General features: G+C 60.4%; 17 protein-coding genes. 10 read left to right on the plus strand and 7 right to left on the minus strand.

The annotated features are described in order from the left end of the window. Window positions 1–107: 107 nt before the first annotated feature. The 10 genes from ACYZTM_RS22115 (at window position 108) to pcaC (ending at window position 10,036) form a co-directional block, all read left to right on the plus strand. The gene (locus tag ACYZTM_RS22115; protein ID WP_131059293.1) at window positions 108–1,454 is read left to right on the plus strand and encodes a 4-hydroxybenzoate transporter PcaK; all 1,347 of its coding nucleotides are present in this window, start codon (window positions 108–110) and stop codon (window positions 1,452–1,454) included. A 286-nt stretch (window positions 1,455–1,740) separates the two neighbouring features. Beyond that, window positions 1,741–2,598, plus strand: coding sequence for a CoA transferase subunit A (locus ACYZTM_RS22120; protein WP_131059295.1), 858 nt, complete (start codon window positions 1,741–1,743; stop codon window positions 2,596–2,598). After that, window positions 2,598–3,377, plus strand: coding sequence for a CoA-transferase subunit beta (locus tag ACYZTM_RS22125; protein WP_131059296.1), 780 nt, complete (start codon window positions 2,598–2,600; stop codon window positions 3,375–3,377). Before ACYZTM_RS22120 ends, ACYZTM_RS22125 begins: the two co-directional genes overlap by 1 nt. Continuing rightward, window positions 3,374–4,579, plus strand: a complete 1,206-nt coding sequence (pcaF, locus tag ACYZTM_RS22130) for a 3-oxoadipyl-CoA thiolase (RefSeq protein ID WP_178083815.1) — start codon at window positions 3,374–3,376, stop codon at window positions 4,577–4,579. Before ACYZTM_RS22125 ends, pcaF begins: the two co-directional genes overlap by 4 nt. 35 nt (window positions 4,580–4,614) lie before the next feature. Next, window positions 4,615–5,319, plus strand: a complete 705-nt coding sequence (gene pcaH / locus ACYZTM_RS22135) for a protocatechuate 3,4-dioxygenase subunit beta (RefSeq protein ID WP_219095259.1) — start codon at window positions 4,615–4,617, stop codon at window positions 5,317–5,319. A gap of 1 nt (window position 5,320) precedes the next feature. Further along, window positions 5,321–5,887, plus strand: a complete 567-nt coding sequence (gene pcaG / locus ACYZTM_RS22140; RefSeq protein WP_461984656.1) for a protocatechuate 3,4-dioxygenase subunit alpha — start codon at window positions 5,321–5,323, stop codon at window positions 5,885–5,887. 228 nt (window positions 5,888–6,115) lie between these two features. After that, window positions 6,116–7,420, plus strand: coding sequence for an MFS family transporter (locus tag ACYZTM_RS22145; protein ID WP_461984658.1), 1,305 nt, complete (start codon window positions 6,116–6,118; stop codon window positions 7,418–7,420). 45 nt (window positions 7,421–7,465) lie between these two features. Further along, a complete protein-coding gene (locus ACYZTM_RS22150) occupies window positions 7,466–8,830 on the plus strand; it encodes a 3-carboxy-cis,cis-muconate cycloisomerase (RefSeq protein WP_461984660.1) in 1,365 nt (454 codons plus the stop codon). Between the two features lie 11 nt (window positions 8,831–8,841). After that, on the plus strand, window positions 8,842–9,633 hold the full coding sequence (pcaD, locus tag ACYZTM_RS22155; RefSeq protein WP_461984662.1) for a 3-oxoadipate enol-lactonase: 792 nt from the start codon (window positions 8,842–8,844) through the stop codon (window positions 9,631–9,633). Between the two features lie 10 nt (window positions 9,634–9,643). Beyond that, window positions 9,644–10,036, plus strand: a complete 393-nt coding sequence (pcaC, locus tag ACYZTM_RS22160) for a 4-carboxymuconolactone decarboxylase (RefSeq protein ID WP_008005892.1) — start codon at window positions 9,644–9,646, stop codon at window positions 10,034–10,036. A gap of 129 nt (window positions 10,037–10,165) precedes the next feature. On the opposite strand, the gene ACYZTM_RS22165 is transcribed toward pcaC, so the two are convergent. The 7 genes from ACYZTM_RS22165 to emhA all read right to left on the minus strand — a co-directional run bounded on the left by ACYZTM_RS22165 (window position 10,166) and on the right by emhA (window position 20,250). Then, complete coding sequence (locus ACYZTM_RS22165; protein WP_131059304.1) at window positions 10,166–10,984, minus strand: methyltransferase domain-containing protein; 819 nt, start codon at window positions 10,982–10,984, stop codon at window positions 10,166–10,168. Between the two features lie 21 nt (window positions 10,985–11,005). Then, window positions 11,006–11,371 (minus strand): DUF1641 domain-containing protein, encoded by a 366-nt coding sequence (locus ACYZTM_RS22170; RefSeq protein ID WP_131059305.1) that lies wholly within the window; start codon window positions 11,369–11,371, stop codon window positions 11,006–11,008. A 27-nt stretch (window positions 11,372–11,398) separates the two neighbouring features. Next, complete coding sequence (locus ACYZTM_RS22175) at window positions 11,399–12,589, minus strand: NAD(P)/FAD-dependent oxidoreductase (protein ID WP_461984665.1); 1,191 nt, start codon at window positions 12,587–12,589, stop codon at window positions 11,399–11,401. 192 nt (window positions 12,590–12,781) lie between these two features. Then, the gene (locus tag ACYZTM_RS22180) at window positions 12,782–14,041 is read right to left on the minus strand and encodes an OprD family porin (protein ID WP_461984666.1); all 1,260 of its coding nucleotides are present in this window, start codon (window positions 14,039–14,041) and stop codon (window positions 12,782–12,784) included. A 441-nt stretch (window positions 14,042–14,482) separates the two neighbouring features. After that, window positions 14,483–15,943, minus strand: a complete 1,461-nt coding sequence (gene emhC, locus ACYZTM_RS22185) for an efflux RND transporter outer membrane subunit EmhC (protein WP_461984668.1) — start codon at window positions 15,941–15,943, stop codon at window positions 14,483–14,485. Next, window positions 15,940–19,089: an efflux RND transporter permease subunit EmhB gene (gene emhB / locus ACYZTM_RS22190; RefSeq protein ID WP_131059308.1), complete on the minus strand. Its 3,150-nt coding sequence runs from the start codon at window positions 19,087–19,089 to the stop codon at window positions 15,940–15,942. The genes emhC and emhB overlap by 4 nt, the downstream gene beginning before the upstream one ends. Window positions 19,090–19,092: 3 nt before the next feature. Then, complete coding sequence (gene emhA / locus ACYZTM_RS22195) at window positions 19,093–20,250, minus strand: efflux RND transporter periplasmic adaptor subunit EmhA (RefSeq protein ID WP_461984671.1); 1,158 nt, start codon at window positions 20,248–20,250, stop codon at window positions 19,093–19,095. Window positions 20,251–20,380: the final 130 nt, after the last annotated feature.

The following is a 20,380-nucleotide window of genomic DNA, read 5'->3' on the forward strand; positions in this document are numbered from 1 at the left end:
GTCGCGTTTATCGAATTGACGCTGTTTCCCCAGGATCATTACTGTCGCGGCAGCGCCAGCCCAAGGCTGGCACCTGTCCGACTGCGTTCTTGCGTGGAATAAAAATAATGAACCAGCCTCAGTCTGCTGTAGGAAACTGCCTCGACGTGCAGTCCTTCATCAATGCTCAACCCATTTCGCGCTACCAGTGGCGAGTGGTGATCCTGTGTTTCCTGATTGTCTTCCTCGATGGCCTCGACACCGCGGCCATGGGCTTCATCGCGCCGGCCCTGTCCCAGGACTGGGGCATCGATCGCGCCAGTCTCGGCCCGGTCATGAGTGCGGCGCTGATCGGCATGGTTTTCGGCGCACTGGGCTCCGGCCCATTGGCTGACCGCTTTGGGCGAAAAGTCGTACTGGTCGGCGCGGTGCTGTTGTTCGGCGCTTTCAGCCTGGCATCGGCGTACAGCACCAACGTCGATCAACTGCTGGTGCTGCGTTTTCTCACCGGCCTGGGCCTTGGCGCCGGGATGCCGAACGCCACTACGCTGTTGTCGGAATACACCCCCGAGCGCAAAAAATCCCTGCTGGTGACCAGCATGTTTTGCGGCTTTAACCTCGGCATGGCCGGTGGCGGGTTTATCTCGGCCAAGCTGATTCCTGCTTTCGGCTGGCACAGTCTGCTGCTGATCGGCGGGATTCTGCCGTTGATTCTCGCCGTCGTCTTGCTGTTCTGGCTGCCGGAATCGGCGCGTTACCTGGTCGTGCGCAATCGCGGCACCGACAAAGTGCGCAAGGCGCTGGCGCCGATCGATCCGACCGTTGTCGCTCAGGCCTCCAGCTTCAGTGTGCCGGAGCAGAAAACCGTGAAGGCGCGCAACGTGTTTGCGGTGATTTTCTCCGGCACCTATAGCACCGGCACCCTGTTGCTGTGGCTGACCTATTTCATGGGGCTGGTGATCGTTTACCTGCTGACCAGTTGGCTGCCGACGCTGATGCGCGACAGCGGCGCGAGCATGGAGCAAGCGGCGTTCATTGGCGCGCTGTTTCAGTTTGGCGGGGTGCTGAGCGCAGTGGGCGTGGGCTGGGCGATGGACCGGTTCAATCCGCACAAGGTTATCGGCATTTTCTACTTGATGGCCGGGGTGTTTGCCTACGCGGTGGGGCAAAGCCTGGGCAACATCACGCTATTGGCGACGTTGGTGCTGGTGGCCGGGATGTGCGTCAACGGCGCGCAATCGGCGATGCCTTCGCTGGCGGCACGGTTTTATCCGACTCAAGGGCGCGCGACGGGCGTGTCGTGGATGCTGGGGATTGGCCGGTTCGGAGCGATTCTCGGGGCGTGGATGGGCGCAACGCTGCTGGGGTTGGGCTGGAATTTTGAACAGGTGCTGACGGCGCTGGTGATTCCGGCGGCGTTGGCGACGACTGCGGTGGTGATCAAGGGCATGGTCAGTCATGCGGATGCGACCTGAGGGCCTGATCCAGATTCTTTGGCGAGTTTGATGACCTCTTCGCGGGCAAGCCTCGCTCCTACAGGATTAACGATGTCCGTGAACGCGGCGAATCTGTAGGAGCGAGGCTTGCCCGCGAAGCTTTTTGGGATCAGTAGTGAGACAACAATCTGTTCGATAAACGAACACTCAGTCGATTATCGGATTGTTTGACGTTTTGCACAGGCTTAACCTTCAGGCATTCCGGCGCTGAACCTCGCGCCCTTTTCATCCACTGTCGGTTCATAACAAAACGGGAGCCTGCCCCATGGCTGAAATTCTTTCGCTGCACGACGCGGTGAAGCAATTCGTCAACGACGGCGATACCGTCGCGCTCGAAGGCTTCACTCACCTGATCCCTACGGCGGCGGGTCACGAAATCATTCGCCAGGGCAAGAAAGACCTGACCTTGGTGCGGATGACGCCTGACCTGGTCTACGACCAGTTGATCGGCGCCGGTTGTGCTCGCAAGCTGATTTTCTCCTGGGGCGGCAACCCGGGCGTCGGTTCGCTGCACCGCCTGCGTGACGCCGTCGAGAAGCAGTGGCCACAGGCGCTGGAAATCGAAGAACACAGCCACGCCGACCTGGCCAATGCCTACGTCGCTGGCGCATCCGGCCTACCGTTCGCGGTGCTGCGTGCCTACGCCGGTTCCGACCTGCCGAAGGTCAATCCGCTGATTAAAACCGTTACCTGCCCATTCACCGGCGAAGTATTGGCTGCCGTGCCTTCGGTGCGCCCGGACATCACCGTGATTCACGCGCAGAAAGCCGACCGCAAAGGCAACGTGCTGCTCTGGGGCATTCTCGGCGTGCAGAAAGAAGCGGCGTTGGCCGCCAAGCGCTGCATCGTTACCGTCGAAGAAATCGTCGACGACCTCAATGCACCGATGAACTCGTGTGTTCTGCCGACGTGGGTGTTGAGCGCGGTCTGCCACGTTCCCGGCGGCGCGCATCCGTCCTACGCTCACGGCTACAACGAGCGTGATAACCGTTTCTACCAGGCCTGGGACCCGATTGCCCGCGACCGTGAAACCTTCACCGCGTGGATCAACGAATACATCCACGGCTGCGCTGACTTCAGCGAGTTCCAGGCCAAGCTGGCCGCTGCTTCGGAGGCCAGGTAATGACTTACACCACCAATGAAATGATGACCGTCGCCGCCGCCCGCCGCCTGAAGAACGGTTCAGTGTGCTTTGTCGGCATCGGCCTGCCGTCGAAAGCGGCCAACCTGGCGCGACTGACTTCCTCGCCGGATGTAGTCCTGATCTACGAATCGGGTCCGATCGGTGCCAAGCCGAGCGTACTGCCGCTGTCGATCGGTGACGGCGAGTTGGCGGAAACTGCCGACACCGTCGTCCCGACCGGTGAGATTTTTCGCTATTGGTTGCAGGGCGGACGCATCGACGTCGGTTTCCTCGGTGCCGCGCAAGTCGACCGCTTCGGCAACATCAACACCACGGTGGTCGGTGACTACCACCAGCCGAAAGTCCGCCTGCCGGGTGCCGGTGGTGCGCCGGAGATTGCCGGTTCGGCGAAAAGCGTTCTGATTATCCTCAAACAGTCGGCACGTTCCTTCGTCGACAAACTCGACTTCATCACCTCGGTCGGCCACGGCGAGGGCGGTGATTCACGCAAGCGTCTCGGCCTGCCGGGCGCAGGTCCGGTCGGCATCATCACCGACCTGTGCATCATGGAACCGGAAGCGGACACCCATGAATTCGTGGTCACCGCACTGCACCCGGGCGTAACCCGCGAGCAAGTGATTGCTGCCACCGGTTGGGCAATTCGTTTCGCAGACACGGTTGAACACACCGCCGAGCCCACCGACGTTGAATTGAAGGCGCTCAGGGATCTGGAAGCCCGCACCGCCGCCGCCCACGGCCAAGCACCGGGAGAAGCGTGATGCGCGACGTTTATATCTGCGACGCGATTCGCACCCCCATCGGCCGTTTCGGCGGTGGCTTGTCGGCGGTTCGTGCTGACGACCTCGCCGCCGTGCCGATCAAGGCGTTGATGGACCGCAACCCGTCGGTGGACTGGGCAGCCGTGGACGAGGTGTTTCTCGGCTGCGCCAACCAGGCCGGCGAAGACAACCGCAACGTCGCACGCATGGCGCTACTGCTGGCCGGGCTGCCGGAAAGCATTCCAGGCGTTACGCTCAATCGCCTGTGCGCTTCGGGCATGGACGCCATCGGCACCGCCTTCCGCGCCATCGCCAGCGGTGAAATGGAGCTGGCGATTGCCGGCGGCGTCGAGTCGATGTCCCGCGCGCCGTTTGTGATGGGCAAGGCCGATGCGGCGTTCTCGCGCAACATGAGGCTGGAAGACACCACCATTGGCTGGCGCTTCATCAATCCGTTGATGAAAGCCCAATACGGCGTCGATGCGATGCCGCAGACCGCCGATAACGTGGCAGACGATTACGAAGTGTCCCGCGAGGATCAGGACGCTTTCGCCCTGCGCAGCCAGCAGCGCACAGCCGCCGCGCAAGCTGCAGGATTTTTCGCTGAAGAAATCGTCGAAGTGCGCATTGCCCACAAGAAAGGGGAAAGCGTCGTCAGCCAGGATGAGCATCCACGTGCCGATACCACGCTGGAAACCCTGGCCAAACTGAAACCGGTCAATGGCCCCGACAAAACCGTCACCGCGGGCAACGCTTCGGGAGTGAACGACGGTGCCGCGGCTTTGATCCTGGCCTCGGCCGACGCGGTGAAGAAACACGGCCTGACCGCTCGCGCCAAAGTGCTGGGCATGGCGAGCGCCGGTGTCGCACCGCGGGTGATGGGCATCGGCCCGGTCCCGGCGGTGCGCAAACTGACTGAACGCCTGGGCCTGGCCGTCAGCGATTTCGACGTGATCGAACTCAATGAAGCCTTCGCCAGCCAGGGTCTGGCGGTGCTGCGTGAATTGGGTATTGCGGACGACGCGGCACAGGTCAATCCGAACGGTGGCGCCATTGCCTTGGGCCATCCGTTGGGCATGAGCGGTGCGCGTCTGGTGCTGACCGCGCTGCATCAATTGGAAAAGACGGGCGGCAAGAAAGGTCTGGCGACCATGTGCGTCGGCGTCGGCCAGGGTCTGGCCTTGGCCATCGAACGCGTCTGACGCCCGGCAGACTCATAAGAACAGAGGAAAGCGAAATGACTGACAAGCCTGGTTACCGTCGCCCGCAGGAAGGCACCCAGCCGGACTACCTGCACCCGACGTATCAATCCACCAACCGTCGCGCGCCGTCCAAGCCGTTGGTGTTTTTGCCTCATTCGTTGTCGGAAATCACCGGCCCGACCATCGGCGCCGAGCGTATTAACGAGAAGGACAACGACTTGACGGTGCAACACGCGGGCGAACCGTTGGGCGAGCGCATCATCATCCACGGCCGCGTGCTGGATGAAGACGGTCTGCCGGTGCCGGGGATTCTGGTGGAGATCTGGCAGGCCAACGCCGCCGGTCGCTATAACCATGCCCGCGACCTGCACGACGCGCCGCTGGACCCGAACTTCACCGGCACCGGCCGCACCGTGACCGACGCCGATGGCTGGTACCAGTTCCAGACCATCAAACCGGGCGCCTACCCGTGGGGCAACCACCACAACGCCTGGCGTCCGGCGCATATCCATTTCTCACTGTTCGGGCCGAGCATTCTGACGCGGCTGGTCACGCAGATGTATTTCCCGGGTGACCCGCTGTTGGCTTATGACCCGATCTACAACTGCGTGCCCGATACCCGCGCCAAAGAGCGTTTGATCGCCACGTTCGATCTGGAAAAAACCATCCCTTCCTATGCCCTCGGTTATCGCTGGGACATCGTCTTGCGCGGCCGCGAAGCCACGCCGATGGAGAAATAAGATGACGCTGAACGCGACCACGTCCCACACCGTCGGGCCGTATTACCACATCGGCCTGACCTGGCTGAACCGCGAAGACCTGACCGTTGAACAAACCCTCGGTGAGCGCGTGGCGATCACCGGGCAAGTCGTCGACGGCAACGGCGACTTCGTCAACGACGCGATGCTGGAAGTCTGGCAGGCCAACGCCGCCGGCAAATACGACCACCCCGAAGACGACCAGGCCAAACCCCTGGACCCGAACTTCCAAGGCTTTGGCCGGGTGCCGGTGGATGCTGAAGGGCGCTTTCGCTTCACCACCATCAAGCCTGGAACGGTGGAAGGCCTTAGGGGTTCGACCCAGGCGTCGCATTTGGTGGTGCTGGTGTTTGCTCGTGGGTTGGTGAAGCACTTGCTGACGCGAGTTTACTTTGAGGGCGAACCGGCGAATGTCGAGGACCCGCTGTTGGAGTGCGTGCCGGCTGAGCGCCGCAATACCTTGCTGGCGAAGAAGGATGCGTCGGGTGTGTACCAGTGGAATGTCATTCTTCAGGGCACCGACGCCGAGACGGTGTTCTTCGATTACTGAGTTGGCTTGAGACCTTCGCGGGCAAGTCGGATTGCCGCACCACTCGCTCCTACAGGTTTTCCGATGGTCTTAGCAATTTGCGACCGGCACAAAACCTGTAGGAGCGAGTGGTGCGGCAATCCGACTTGCCCGCGAAGACGTCCTCAAGGCCGCCACAGAATGTTCCTGTGGAACGGGATTGTTGCAAAGTGTGTCTAGACTGTCATGGTCCTCAAAGAGTGAAAAACAATGACAACGACCACCGCTTTTACAGAGCACTACACCGGCGAAGAGCGCAGCAAGCGGATCTTCGCAATTGTCGGCGCTTCGTCCGGCAACCTCGTCGAATGGTTCGACTTCTACGTCTACGCCTTTTGCGCGATCTACTTTGCGCCAGCCTTTTTTCCGTCCGGCAACCCCACCGTGCAGTTGGTGAATACCGCTGGCGTGTTCGCGGCCGGGTTCCTGATGCGACCGATTGGCGGCTGGATTTTTGGCCGTGTCGCGGACAAGCACGGGCGCAAGAATTCGATGTTGATCTCGATTCTGATGATGTGCTTCGGTTCGTTGCTCATCGCGTGCCTGCCGACCTATAAGGACATCGGCGTCTGGGCGCCGATCATGCTGCTGTTCGCCCGCTTGCTGCAGGGCCTGTCGGTGGGCGGGGAGTACGGCACCACCGCGACCTACATGAGCGAAGTCGCCCTCAAGGGCCAGCGCGGTTTCTTCGCCTCGTTCCAGTACGTGACGCTGATTGGCGGGCAGTTGCTGGCGGTGTCGCTGGTGGTGGTCCTGCAACAGTTCCTCACAGAAGATGACCTGCGTGCCTACGGATGGCGGATCCCGTTTGTGGTCGGTGCGGTGGCGGCGCTGATTTCGCTGTTCCTGCGTCGTTCGCTGAAAGAAACCACCAGCAAGGATATGCGCGAGAACAAGGACGCCGGCAGCATCCGCGCACTGTTCCGCGACCATAAGGCAGCCTTTATTACCGTGCTCGGTTACACCGCCGGTGGTTCGCTGATTTTCTACACCTTCACCACGTACATGCAGAAGTACCTGGTGAACACCGCCGGCATGCACGCCAAGACCGCCAGTTTCATCATGACCGGCGCGCTGTTCCTTTATATGTGCATGCAGCCGCTGTTCGGCATGCTCGCGGACAAGATCGGCCGACGTAACTCGATGCTCTGGTTCGGCGCCCTCGGGACGCTGTGCACCGTGCCGATCCTGCTGAGCCTGAAAAGCGTCAGCAGTCCGTTCCTGGCCTTTGTGCTGATTACCGTGGCGCTGGCAATTGTCAGTTTTTACACGTCCATCAGTGGCCTGGTCAAAGCCGAAATGTTCCCGCCAGAGGTGCGTGCATTGGGTGTCGGCCTGGCTTACGCCGTGGCAAATGCAATCTTCGGCGGTTCGGCGGAATATGTGGCCCTGAGCCTTAAAGCCGTGGGCATGGAAAACTCCTTCTACTGGTACGTGACGGTGATGATGGCGGTGGCGTTCCTGTTCAGCCTGCGCCTGCCGAAACAGGCCAAGTACTTGCACCACGACCTTTGATCCATACGCGTGGGCCTCAATGGCCCACGCCTTCAGGGACTGTTTATGAACCAGCGACCGGGCAATCAATTGTTCGATGCCTATTTCACGGCCCGCGACATGCGTGAAGTGTTCTGTGATCAGGGCCGGGTTCAGGCCATGCTCGATTTCGAAGCGGCACTGGCCCGGGCAGAGGCGCGGGTTGGCTTGATTCCGCAGACGGTTGTTGCCTCGATCGAAGCGGCATGTCGGGCCGGGCATTACGACTTTGTCGCTCTGGGCGAAGCGATTGCCACGGCGGGCAACTCGGCGATTCCGCTGGTCAAGGCGTTGGGTAAACAGATTGCGGCCAACGATGCCGAAGCCGAACGCTACGTGCATCTGGGCGCAACTAGCCAGGACGTGATGGACACGGGGCTGGTGCTGCAACTGCGCCGCGCGTTGGAACTGATCGAAAGCGATCTGGCGCAATTGGGCGAAACCCTCTCGACTCAAGCCCGGCGTTACGTCGGCACGCCGCTCGCCGGACGCACTTGGCTGCAGCACGCAACGCCCGTCACCCTCGGCATGAAAATCGCCGGTTGGCTGGGCGCCGTGACCCGCAGCCGTCAGCGTCTGCGCGAACTCAAACCGCGTCTGCTGGTGCTCCAATTCGGCGGCGCCTGCGGAACACTGGCGGCCCTCGGCGAGCAAGCGATGCCGATTGCCGAAGCCTTGGCCGGTGAGCTGCAACTGACGTTGCCGGACCAACCCTGGCACACCCAGCGTGATCGTTTGGCGGAGTTCGGTTCGGTACTCGGTTTGATCGCCGGCAGCCTCGGCAAACTTGGCCGCGATATCAGTCTGTTGATGCAGACGGAAGCCGGCGAAGTGTTCGAGCCGTCGGCACCGGGCAAGGGCGGTTCCTCGACCATGCCGCACAAACGCAACCCCGTGGGCGCGGCGGTGATGATCGGTGCGGCAACCCGGGTTCCCGGTTTGCTCTCGACCCTGTTCAGCGCCATGCCGCAGGAACACGAGCGCAGCCTGGGCCTGTGGCATGCCGAATGGGAAACCCTGCCGGAGATTTGCTGCCTGGTGTCCGGCAGCCTTAAACAAGCATTGCTGGTGGCGGATGGACTGGAAGTGGACGCCGATCGTATGGCGCGCAACCTCGACCTGACCCAGGGGCTGGTGCTGGCCGAAGCGGTGAGCATCGTCCTCGCCCAACGGGTCGGCCGCGACACCGCGCACCATTTGCTGGAGCAATGCTGCACACGTGCGGTGGCCGAGCAACGTCATCTGCGAGCGGTACTCGGCGACGAGCCGCAAGTGACCGCCGAGCTTTCTGCTGCTGAACTCGATCGTCTGCTGGACCCCGCCCATTACCTCGGTCAGGCCCATACCTGGGTCGAGCGAGCGGTGGCTGAACATTCTGCGTTGACTGCCTGAAGGAGATTGCTGTGGCTTTCGTACAACTCGCCGAGGGCGAACTGCACTACCAACTTGATGGCCCGGCGGATGCGCCGGTCCTGGTGCTGTCCAACTCGCTGGGCACCGACCTGCACATGTGGGATGCGCAAATTGCAGCGTTCTCCGAGCAGTTCCGGGTGCTGCGTTTCGACACCCGTGGCCATGGCCAATCGCTGGTGACGCCGGGGCCGTACAACATCGAGCAACTGGGCCACGACGTGCTGGCGTTGCTGGATGCGTTGCACATCAAGCGTGCGCATTTCTGCGGTCTGTCCATGGGCGGCCTGATCGGCCAGTGGCTGGGCATCAATGCTGGCGAGCGGTTGAACAAACTGGTGGTGTGCAACACCGCGGCGAAAATCGGCGATCCGTCGGTGTGGAATCCACGGATCGAAACTGTGCTGCGTGACGGTCCGGCCGCCATGGTCGCGCTGCGCGATGCGTCGATTGCGCGCTGGTTCACCGCGGATTTTGCCGAGGCGAATCCTGCTGCAGCGAAGAAGATTACCGACATGCTCGCGGCCACTTCGCCTGAAGGTTATGCCGCCAATTGCGCCGCCGTGCGCGATGCCGATTTCCGTGATCAGCTGTCCTCGATCAAGGTGCCGCTGCTGGTCATCGCCGGCACCGAAGATGCGGTGACGCCGCCGTCCGGTGGGCACTTTATTCAGGAGCATGTGCAGGGCGCCGAGTACGCCGAGTTCTATGCCGCGCACCTGTCCAACGTCCAGGCCGGGGCTGATTTCAGCGACCGTGTGCTGGCGTTTCTGTTGGCTCATTAAGGGGATTGTTGTGGACGAGAAACAACGTTACGACGAGGGCCTGAACGTCCGTCGCGCGGTGCTCGGCGATGCCCATGTCGACCGCAGCCTGAACGCCCTGACCGAGTTCAACTCGGAGTTTCAGGAGATGATCACCCGCCATGCGTGGGGTGACATCTGGACCCGTCCGGGCCTGCCGCGTCATACCCGCAGCCTGATCACCATCGCCATGCTGATCGGCATGAACCGCAACGAAGAACTCAAACTGCACCTGCGCGCCGCCGCCAACAACGGCGTGACCCGTGGAGAGATCAAGGAAGTGATCATGCAGAGCGCAATCTACTGCGGCATCCCGGCGGCGAATGCGACGTTTCATTTGGCGGAGTCGGTTTGGGATGAGCTTGGCGTTGAGTCTCGGGAGTAAATTTCGGGTTTTGCGTTGTTAGAGCTGACGCTTTCGCGGGCAAGCCTCGCTCCTACAGGTTTTGCACCATTTAAAAATTGGCGCAGTACCTGTAGGAGCGAGGCTTGCCCGCGAAAGCAATGTCATGACTTACACCGTGGCGACAATGAAGATCCGCTTGAACGGAAACAGCGTGTGGCCATCGCACTCATGCGGGTAATGCGCATGCACCCGCATCATGAAGTGATAAATGAACCGCGCCTGTTCGTCATCCTTCAACCCTTGCATCACCGCCCGCAAGGCCGAGACCTTGATCCAGTCATAAATCGGCGACTTGCCGTCCACGACCTGCAACTGCTCGGTCTCCCAGATATCCAGTGTCCGGGTGATAGGTGAGAGCAACCGGTAGTAATCTTCCAACGACAGCAACGGCCGCGCTGCCATCGTCTCGCGCAATTGCGGGGAGCCGAGCGATTTACCGTCGGCGCCGCCATCGTTGAGTGTGTCGAGCATCAGTTGATACCACAGCGCATCCCGCCAGTCGGGCATGTGCGCTGCCAGACAACCACCCACATTGAGATAACCGAGCAAACGCGGTAGCAGCTGTTCGTGACCGTCGATGAAGTGCAGCACGGCGGCGGCAAAGAGCAGGTCGGCCGGTTGCTCCGGCTGCCAGTTCTGTAGATCGCACCGCTTCCACTGTGCTTTGATCGGCAAGCATCTGGCCTCCCCAAGCATCTGCTCAGAACTGTCGACACCCATCAGGTGCGCGCGGGGCCAGCGCTTGGCCAGAGCTTGCGTTGCAATGCCGGTGCCACACCCGAGGTCGTAGATGCATTTGGGGTTTTCAAGGTCGACGCGGTCCAGTAGCTCGTTTACCGGTCGTTTTCGAAGCATCGAGAATTGCTGGTAGGCCCTGGCATCCCAGTCTGTGCTGGTATTCCTTGCTGTATGCAGTTTGGTGCTCATGAGGTTGTCCTCTCTGACCGTTCAAAGTTGTCTTCCAATGACGTTGAGGGTTTTGAGTGCGAACCCCACACCTCGTCGAGTATCGGGTTCGCGCAATAATTTCAGTAGCTGGTAAAAGCCAGGGGGCTGCTCGTTTGCCGCGCTATCGGCTTTTGCCATGCGTACGGCGTTGCTGACGCTCCAGGTAGCCGCTGTTGCGTTCTCGAAAAGCTGAGCCAGCTTTTCCACCATCGGGGCGTCCAGCAGGTCGACGAGGTCGCTGACCAGCGAAAGCAGGTCCACCAGGTTGTCCAGCCGCCCACCGTCAATCAACGGTTTCAGCTTTTCCATCAGTGCGTTTAATCCAGGGCTGATGGCGGGTGCGATTGATTCATTTGATAGGTCCATGACGATTCATCCTTTCCCTGTGCAGGGTCAAAGCATTCCGCGGGCGCAAGCCCAGTACAGACCGCGATTGAATCCGTTCCTGAGTAACCCGCCGAGTTTGGTTGGCGGGGTTGGCAGGACATCGTGCTGGTAGTCATAACAAAGCGGCATGCCGGCATTCAGGCCCATTTGCGCCACGGCCTGAACACGTCCGTCGTATACGGCGATGGTGGTGCCCAGACGAATTTCGGCGGCGATGTTGTTGGCGATTACGGGGGCCTGGTTATGGCATGCGCCTCCGGCTTTGCTGACAGGCAGGTCGACGGTGTCACCGATGACGTAGACGTTTTCCAGTCCATAGACCTGCAGCGTTTCGTGGTTGGTGGGCAACCAGCCTTCGCGGTTGGGTGCTTGAGAGGCTCCGGACTCAAGCACGGCATCCACCGCGCAGATGGGCGGTGTGGCCATCAGGATGTTGTAGGGCTGCGCGTCGCCTTCTTCGGAGTAGGCAATTTTGCTGTCTGGATCAACACGACTCAGCGTAAAACCACGCTGAAAATGGATGTTTTTCTGCTCGAAAATCTTCGGCAGAATTTCCCCGGTCGGGCGTTGCAAGAACAGGCAGTTTCGCAGTAGTTGAGCCGTAGTCGGGTAGGTGTAAATGATTTCCACCTTGTCCCGCACCCCCCGACGCCGCAGAAAGTCATCAAGCATCAAGGTGGTTTCGACAGGCGCGATACCGCATTGATGCGGAACGTTAGGCGTTTTCGGGAAGGAAACGGTAATGAAAATGCGGCCTTTTTCGATGGTGCTCAGCTTTTGCGCCAGTTGCCTGGCGGGCTCGTATTGATAGAAATGGTCGCCGGCTTCCTTCAGGCCTTCGATGCGTTCCGGGGCGGGTACGCAGCCTGTGGCGATCACCAGAAAATCATAGTCGTAAACTTTGCCACTACGAGTTTTCAGGCGTTGCCCGGGGAAATCAAAACGTGTCACTTCTTCAACTTTGAAGGTGATTTCCGGGCGTAACAATGAACGCTCCGCACGCTTGAGTTCTTCCTGAAAAAACAGGTTGAACGCCACATACATGAACGCAGGTTTATAAAAGTGATCGGGGGAATTGGACAGCAGTGCAATCGAGACTTCGCCGCGCAGGATTTCCGGATACAGCTTGCTGGCCAGTTGATTGGCCAACATGGTTCCACCTACGCCGCCACCGACGATAACTATTCGCTTGCTCATACCTGACCTCCGCGGTCATGGCAGCTTCGCGTACAGCATCCGGAGATAACGGAAGGAAACAGGGGCTCCTACATCTGGGCTGGAGAATTAAACACACCTTCTTGACTGTATCTGCCAACTCGCAAAATGCCAGTCACGCCGACCGGTGGTTACAGGCAGCGGGGTTTAACTTCCCCCGCTGCCCTGGTGCGTTTACAACAAACTGATCGGATAGCTGACGATCAACCGATTCTCATCGAACTCATTGTTGCTGAAGTCCCGGCGCAGGGTCGAGTTGCGCCATTTGACGTTGAGGTCCTTGAGCGCGCCGCTCTGCACGGTGTAGCCCAGTTCACTTTCGCGGCCCCATTCCTTGCCGTCAGTGATGGCGCCGGTGTGCACGTTGTCGCCGCTGATGTAGCGGTTCATCAGGGTCAGGCCGGGGATGCCGAGGGCGACGAAGTTGTAGTCGTGGCGCGCCTGCCAGGATTTTTCCCGGGCGTTGTCATAACTGGCGTTGTAGCTGTCGTTGGCCAGGGTGCCGCCGCTGGTGCCGTTGACCCGCATCCAGGCACTGTCGCCGGTGAGCTTTTGCAGGCCGACGTAAAAGGTGTGGCCGCCGTACCTGGCCGAGAACAGGCCCGACCAGGTCTTGTTGTCCAGATCGCCAGCCCGGGCGCTGCCGTCATCCTTGCCATAGAAGAAACCGAGGTTGGCGCCCAGCGTCCAGTCGCCGATGGGCTGGCTGTGAATCAGGTTCACGTATTGCTGGCTGTAGATGTCCTTGAGTTCGGCATTCCACAGGCCGATCTGGGTGCGTTTGTCGTTGAACGCGTATTCGCCGCCCTGGAAGTTGAAGCGGTCGGAGGTGAAGGCCGGTTTTCCGGTCATCGACAGGTCGCTCATGCTGCTGTCGTCGCGCGGGCTGTTGGCGCGGAACTGGCCGCCGTAGAGCGTCAGGCCGGCAATTTCTTTCGAGGTGATCTGACCGCCACGGAAGGTTTGCGGCAGGGAGCGACCGTCGTCCGAGCGCAGGATCGGCAGCACCGGCATCCATTCGCCTACTTTGACTTCGGTCTGCGAAAACCTGGCCTTGAACGCTACGTTGGTACGACCGAAGTTGTCCGCCGGGCGACCGTCGTGGTCCAGCGGCAGCAACTGCGTCCCGCCCGTGCCTTTACCGCCGTCGAGCTTCACCGAGTACAACCCCAGCACATCCATGCCGAACCCGACGGTGCCCTGGGTGAAGCCGGACTTGGCGTCGAGGATGAAACTTTGCGTCCACTCTTCAGCTTTGCCTTGGGCCTTGGTTGGGTTGGTGAAGTTGCGGTTGATGTAGAAGTTGCGCAGGTTCAGGTTGACCTTGGCGCCTTCGACAAAACCCGGTTCCTCGGCCATGGCGGGCAGGGCCGCACCGGCCAGAGCGATGGCGATCAGGCTTGGGAAGTAATACGGCGTAGTGCAAGGCGTCATGGGCTCGGGTCTCTCTAATTGTTAGGGATGAAACGGTGCGGTGCCGCAACGTTGGGGTTGCAGACAAAGGTCTCGAATGGGTGAAAAACGGGAGCGGGATCAGCCGGACAGGGCAGGGCGCGGGGGCATGGTGTCGAACCTGATGTTATTGGTCTTGTACGACGAATGGTGCGGGGGATGGACTGGATGGTTCAATCGGGGGAAGCGGGTTTTGGGCGGTTATCGAACGCAAGATGGGCCGAGGCGTTTGTGGTGTCAGGGCTGGCCTCTTCGCGGGCAAGCCTCGCTCCTACAGTGTCCGCGTCGAGCTCAGACGGTATGCACCCCGCACCACCTGTAGGAGCGAGGCTTGCCCGCGAAGAGGCCAGACCAGACACCACACCGTTTCCCGCAACTAACAAAAAGCCCACCGAAAGGTGGGCTTCTCTTACAACAGCGCTATCAGAACAACTTCATCTTCGGCGCTTCTTCTTTCAGCGGTTCGACTTTCGCCGTCTGCTCGTTCCAGCCACCACCCAGTGCCTTGTACAGATTGACCGCGCTGACCAGCTGCGCCAGACGATCAGTAATCAGCACCTGTTGCGCACTGAACAGCTGACGCTGGGCGTCGAGGAAGGTCAGGTTGCTGTCGACACCGATACGGTAGCGACGCTCGGCCAGTCGGTAGTAGTCCTGGTTGGCGGTAACGAAGTCACGCTGCGCCTGCAACTGATCGGTGTAGGTCTGGCGGGCGGCCAGGCCGTCGGCGACTTCCTGGAAGGCCGTTTGAATGGACTTCTCGTAGTTCGCCACGCCGATGTCTTTCTGGATTTTCGAGTAATCCAGGCTGGCGCGCAGGCTGCCGGCGTTGAAGATCGGCAGGTTGATCTGCGGCGAGAACAGCCAGGTGCCCGAACCGCCTTTGAACAGACCGGAAAGGTCCGGGCTCAGGGTCCCGGCATTGGCAGTCAGGCTGATGCTCGGGAAGAACGCCGCCCGTGCCGCGCCGATGTTGGCGTTGGCCGCTTTCAGGTTGTATTCGGCCTGGAGGATATCCGGACGACGTTGCAGCAAGTCCGATGGCAGACCGGCCGGTACGTCGCTCAGCAGGTCGTCAGCCAGTGGTTTGGCGGCTTGCAGATTGGCCGGGATGCCGGTGCCTAGCAGCAACACCAGGCTGTTTTCATCCTGCGCGACCTGACGGGTGTACCTGGCCAGTTGCGCCCGGGCGTTTTCCACCGAGGTACGCGACTGGGCCAGGTCCAGGGCCGAGGCCACACCGACTTCGTTGCTGCGCGCGGTGAGCTTGTAGCTCTCCTCGAACGCACCGAGGGTGTCCTGGGTCAGTTTCAGCAGTTCCTTGTCCGCCTGCCAGGTCAGGTAGGCGTTGGCCACGCTGGCCACCAGACTGATCTGCGTGCTGCGACGACCTTCTTCAGTGGCGAAGTACTTTTGCAGGGCTTCTTCACTGAGGCTGCGAACCCGACCGAACAGGTCGAGTTCATAGGCACTGATGCCGACGGTGGCCGAATAGGAACTGGTGATACCCGCTTCGCCAGTTTGCGAGGCACGCGCCGGAACGCGCTGACGGCTGCCAGTGCCATTGGCCGAAACGGCCGGGAACAGATCGGCACGCTGGATGCGGTACTGCGCCGCGAACGCGTCGATGTTCAGGGCCGCAACACGCAGGTCACGGTTGTTTTCCAGCGAGACCTGGATCAGCTGTTGCAGGGCCGGGTCATGGAAAAACTGCTTCCAGCCCTGTTCCGCAGCCGCCTGATTCGGCGCCTGGGCCGACGAGTACGCCGGGCCTTGCGGGTATTGGGCCGCCACTGGTGCTTCAGGCTGCTGATAATCGGGTATCAGCGAGCAGCCGCTCAGCACGAAGGCGGCAACTGCGATGGAGAGTAGCGACTTGCTCATTGGCCAGCCTCTTTAGAAGGTTCAATAGCGTCGTCCTGTTCGGCTTTTTTGCGCTGGCCGATGGACGACACGGTGACGAAGAACAGTGGGACCCAAAAGATCGCCAGGACCGTGGCGGTGATCATACCGCCAATAACGCCCGTACCGATTGCATGTTGGCTACCGGAACCTGCGCCCGTGGAAATCGCCAGCGGTACCACGCCGAGGACGAAGGCGAGCGAGGTCATGATGATCGGCCGCAAACGCATCCGGCACGCTTCGATCGCCGCATCGCGCAAGCTACGCCCTTGCTCATGCAGTTCCTTGGCGAATTCGACGATCAGAATGGCGTTTTTCGCCGCCAGACCGATGGTCGTCAACAGGCCCACCTGGAAGTAAACGTCGTTGGAGAGCCCTCGCAGACTGGTTGCCAACAGTGCACCGATGATCCCCAAAGGCACCACCAGCATCACCGCGATCGGAATCGACCAGCTTTCGTACAGCGCCGCCAGGCACAGGAACACCATCAGCAGCGACAACGCGTACAGCGCGGGAGCCTGCGAGCCGGACAGCCGTTCTTCGTACGACAGACCGGTCCAGGAAATACCGACACCGGCCGGCAGTTTCTTGGCCAGGGCTTCGACTTCCGCCATGGCTTCACCGGTTGAGTAGCCCGGAGCCGGGGCACCGAGGATTTCCATCGCTTCTACGCCGTTGTAACGCGAGAGCTTCGGCGCACCGTAAATCCACTCACCCTTGGCGAAAGCCGAGAAAGGCACCATGGTTCCTGCGGCGTTACGCACATACCATTTCTTGATGTCTTCCGGACTCATGCGCGAGCCGGGTTGGCCTTGCACGTAGACTTTCTTCACCCGACCACGGTCGATGAAGTCGTTGACGTAGCTACTGCCCAAGGCAATCGACAGGGTGCTGTTGATGTCGGTGAGGGTCAGGCCCAGTGCACTGGCCTTCTCGTCATCGATTTCCAGCTGGTATTGCGGCTCGTCGTTCAGGCCGTTCGGACGCACCTGATAGAGCACCTTGCTCTGCGCCGCCATGCCGAGGAACTGGTTGCGAGCTTCCATCAACTTGTCGTGACCGATACCGGCACGGTCTTGCAGGAACACGTCAAAACCAGTGGCGTTACCCAACTCCAATACCGCGGGTGGCGCGAAGGCAAACACCATTGCATCGCGGAAAGTGAAGAAGTGTTGCTGGGCGCGGGCAGCGAGTTTGAACACGCTGTTTTCCGCATCCCGCTGATCCCACGGCTTGAGCATGATGAACGCCAGGCCCGAGCTTTGGCCGCGACCGGCGAAGTTGAAACCGTTGACGGTAAACACCGAGGCGACCGCGCTCGATTCCTTGTCCAGCAAGTAGGAGCGCATCTCATCGATCACCACCTGCGTGCGCTCGGCGCTGGAGCCGGCCGGGGTCTGCACCTGAGCGAACAGAACGCCCTGGTCTTCTTCCGGCAGGAACGCCGTTGGAATGCGGGTGAACAGCCAGATCATGCCGACGACAATGATCACGTAGGCCAACAGGTATGGCGCCTTGTGCGTCAGCATGTTGCCCACGCCACGCTCGTAGCTTTTGACGCCACGGTCAAAGCTGCGGTTGAACCAGCCGAAGAAGCCGCGTTTCGGTGTGCCGTGCTCGCCTTTCGGAATCGCCTTGAGCATGGTGGCGCAAAGGGCCGGAGTGAAGATCAGTGCGACCATCACGGACAGCGCCATGGCCGAAACGATGGTAATCGAGAACTGCTTGTAGATCACGCCCGTGGAACCGCTGAAGAAGGCCATCGGCAGCAGTACCGCCGACAGCACCAGGGCGATACCGACCAGTGCACCCTGGATCTGCCCCATGGATTTCTTGGTGGCCTCCTTGGGTGACAGGCCTTCTTCACTCATGACCCGTTCGACGTTTTCCACCACGACGATGGCATCGTCCACCAACAAACCGATGGCCAGCACCATACCGAACATGGTCAGGGTGTTGATGCTGAAACCGAACGCCGCGAGGATCCCGAATGTACCCAGCAATACCACCGGCACGGTCATCGTGGTGATGACGGTGGCGCGGAAGTTTTGCAGGAACAGGAACATCACCAGGAACACCAGCACGATCGCTTCGACCAGGGTTTCAACTACGCCCTTGATCGACTCGGTCACCACCGGGGTGGTGTCGTACGGGAAGACCACTTCCATGCCTTGCGGGAAGAACGGCTTGAGCGTGTTGATGGTGTTGCGCAGCGCTTTCGCGGTGTCGAGGGCGTTGGCACCGTTGGCCAATTTCACCGCCAGACCGGAAGCCGGTGCGCCGTTGAACTGAGCGTTGATGCTGTAGTTTTCACCGCCCAGGCCCACGTCGGCGACATCGGACAGGCGTACTTGCGAGCCGTCCTTGTTGACCTTGAGCAGGATCTTGTTGAACTGCTCGGCGGTCTGCAGACGGGTCTTGCCGATGATGGTGGCGTTCAACTGCTGGCCGGGCGCAGCAGGCAGGCCGCCCAGTTGACCGGAGGACACCTGGATGTTCTGCGCGGCGATGGCCGCTTTCACGTCCACTGGCGTCAGATTGAAGTTGTTCAGCTTGGCCGGGTCGAGCCAGATCCGCATCGCGTACTGGGCACCGAAGACCTGGAAGTCACCGACACCGGCGGTCCGCGAGATCGGGTCCTGCATGTTCGACACGATGTAGTTGGACAGGTCGTCCTTGGTCATGCTGCCGTCGCGCGACACCACGCCGATTACCATCAGGAAGTTCTTCACTGCCTTGGTCACGCGGATACCCTGTTGCTGCACTTCTTGCGGCAGCAGCGGGGTGGCCAGGTTCAGTTTGTTCTGGACCTGAACCTGCGCGGTATCGGAGTTGGTGCCTTGCTCGAAGGTCGCGGTAATGGTCATGCTGCCGTCGGAGTTACTTTCCGAGGAGACATAACGCAGGTTGTCGATACCGTTGAGCTGTTGCTCGATCACCTGCACCACGGTGTCCTGCACGGTTTGTGCAGACGCGCCTGGGTAGGTCACCGAGATGGCAATGGCCGGAGGCGCAATGCTCGGGTATTGGTTGATCGGGAGTTTGAGGATCGATAGTGCCCCGACCAGCATGATCACCAGGGCAATTACCCAGGCGAAAATCGGACGGTCGATAAAAAATCTGGACATGGTTTACTCCCCTTTGCCGCTGGAAGCCTTGCTAGCTGCCTGTGCGGAGACCGGGTTCTTTGCGCCAACGTTAGTCGCTTCACTGGCTTTGACTTCAATGCCAGGTTTGACGAATTGCAGTCCTTCGGTGATCAGACGATCGCCGGCCTTGAGACCGTCTTCGATCAGCCATTGGCTGCCGACAGTGCGGCTGGCCTTGAGCTGACGCAGTTCAACCTTGTTGTCGGCACCCACGACCAGCGCGGTCGGGGTGCCTTTGAGGTCGCGGGTCACGCCTTGTTGCGGCGCCAGAATCGCGGCGGCGTTCACACCGGCTTTAAGCTGAGCATGCACGAACATACCCGGAAGCAGCGTGTGATCCGGGTTCGGGAACACCGCACGCAAGGTCACGGACCCCGTGGTCTGGTCAACCGAGACTTCGGAGAATTCGAGCTTGCCTTCCTGTTTGTACTGGCTGCCGTCTTCGAGGGTCAGCTTGACCGCCGCTGCCGTGTCGCCAGCCTTTTGCAGGCGACCGCTTTCCAGTTCGCGACGCAGCTCAAGCAGCTCGACCGAAGACTGGGTGACGTCGACGTAAATCGGGTCGAGTTGCTGGATCACCGCCATGGCATCAGCCTGGCCGTTGCTGACCAGCGCGCCTTCGGTCACGTTCGAGCGACCGATGCGGCCGGAAATCGGCGCGTAGACTTTGGTGTAGCGCACATTGATCTGAGCGGTTTGCAGCGCGGCTTCCGATTGCATGCGGTTGGCCACGGCAGTGTCGTATTCCTGACGGCTGACAGCCTGTTCGTTGACCAACTGCTTGTAGCGATCAGAGATCGACTTCGTCTGTTGCAGGTTGGCTTCGGCGCTTTTCAGCGTAGCGTCATAGACCGACGGATCGATCTGATACAGCTGCTGGCCGGCCTTGACGTCGCCACCTTCCTTGAACAGACGCTTGAGAATGATGCCGTTGACCTGTGGGCGTACTTCGGCAATGCGGAACGCACTGGTGCGGCCCGGAAGCTCGGACGTCAGGGTGAAGGCTTGAGGTTGCAGGGTAACCACGCCGACCTGAGGAGGCGGTGCGGCGGGTGCCGCTTCTTCCTTTTTGCATCCGCTGAGCAGTGATGCCAAGGCGACGGCGGCGACCAGAGCGGTAACAGCTGGCTTGAATTGCATGAAAATCCTCGGGTCAGGCGCGCAAGAAACGCACTCGAAATGTGGAAGGGTAAAAAATGAGTGCCGGGTGGATAAGTAGCTTGCTAAGGAATATACTTACGTTCATGGTTGTTTGTAAACACCTTGACTG

Source organism: Pseudomonas sp. MDT2-39-1, assembly GCF_054898085.1.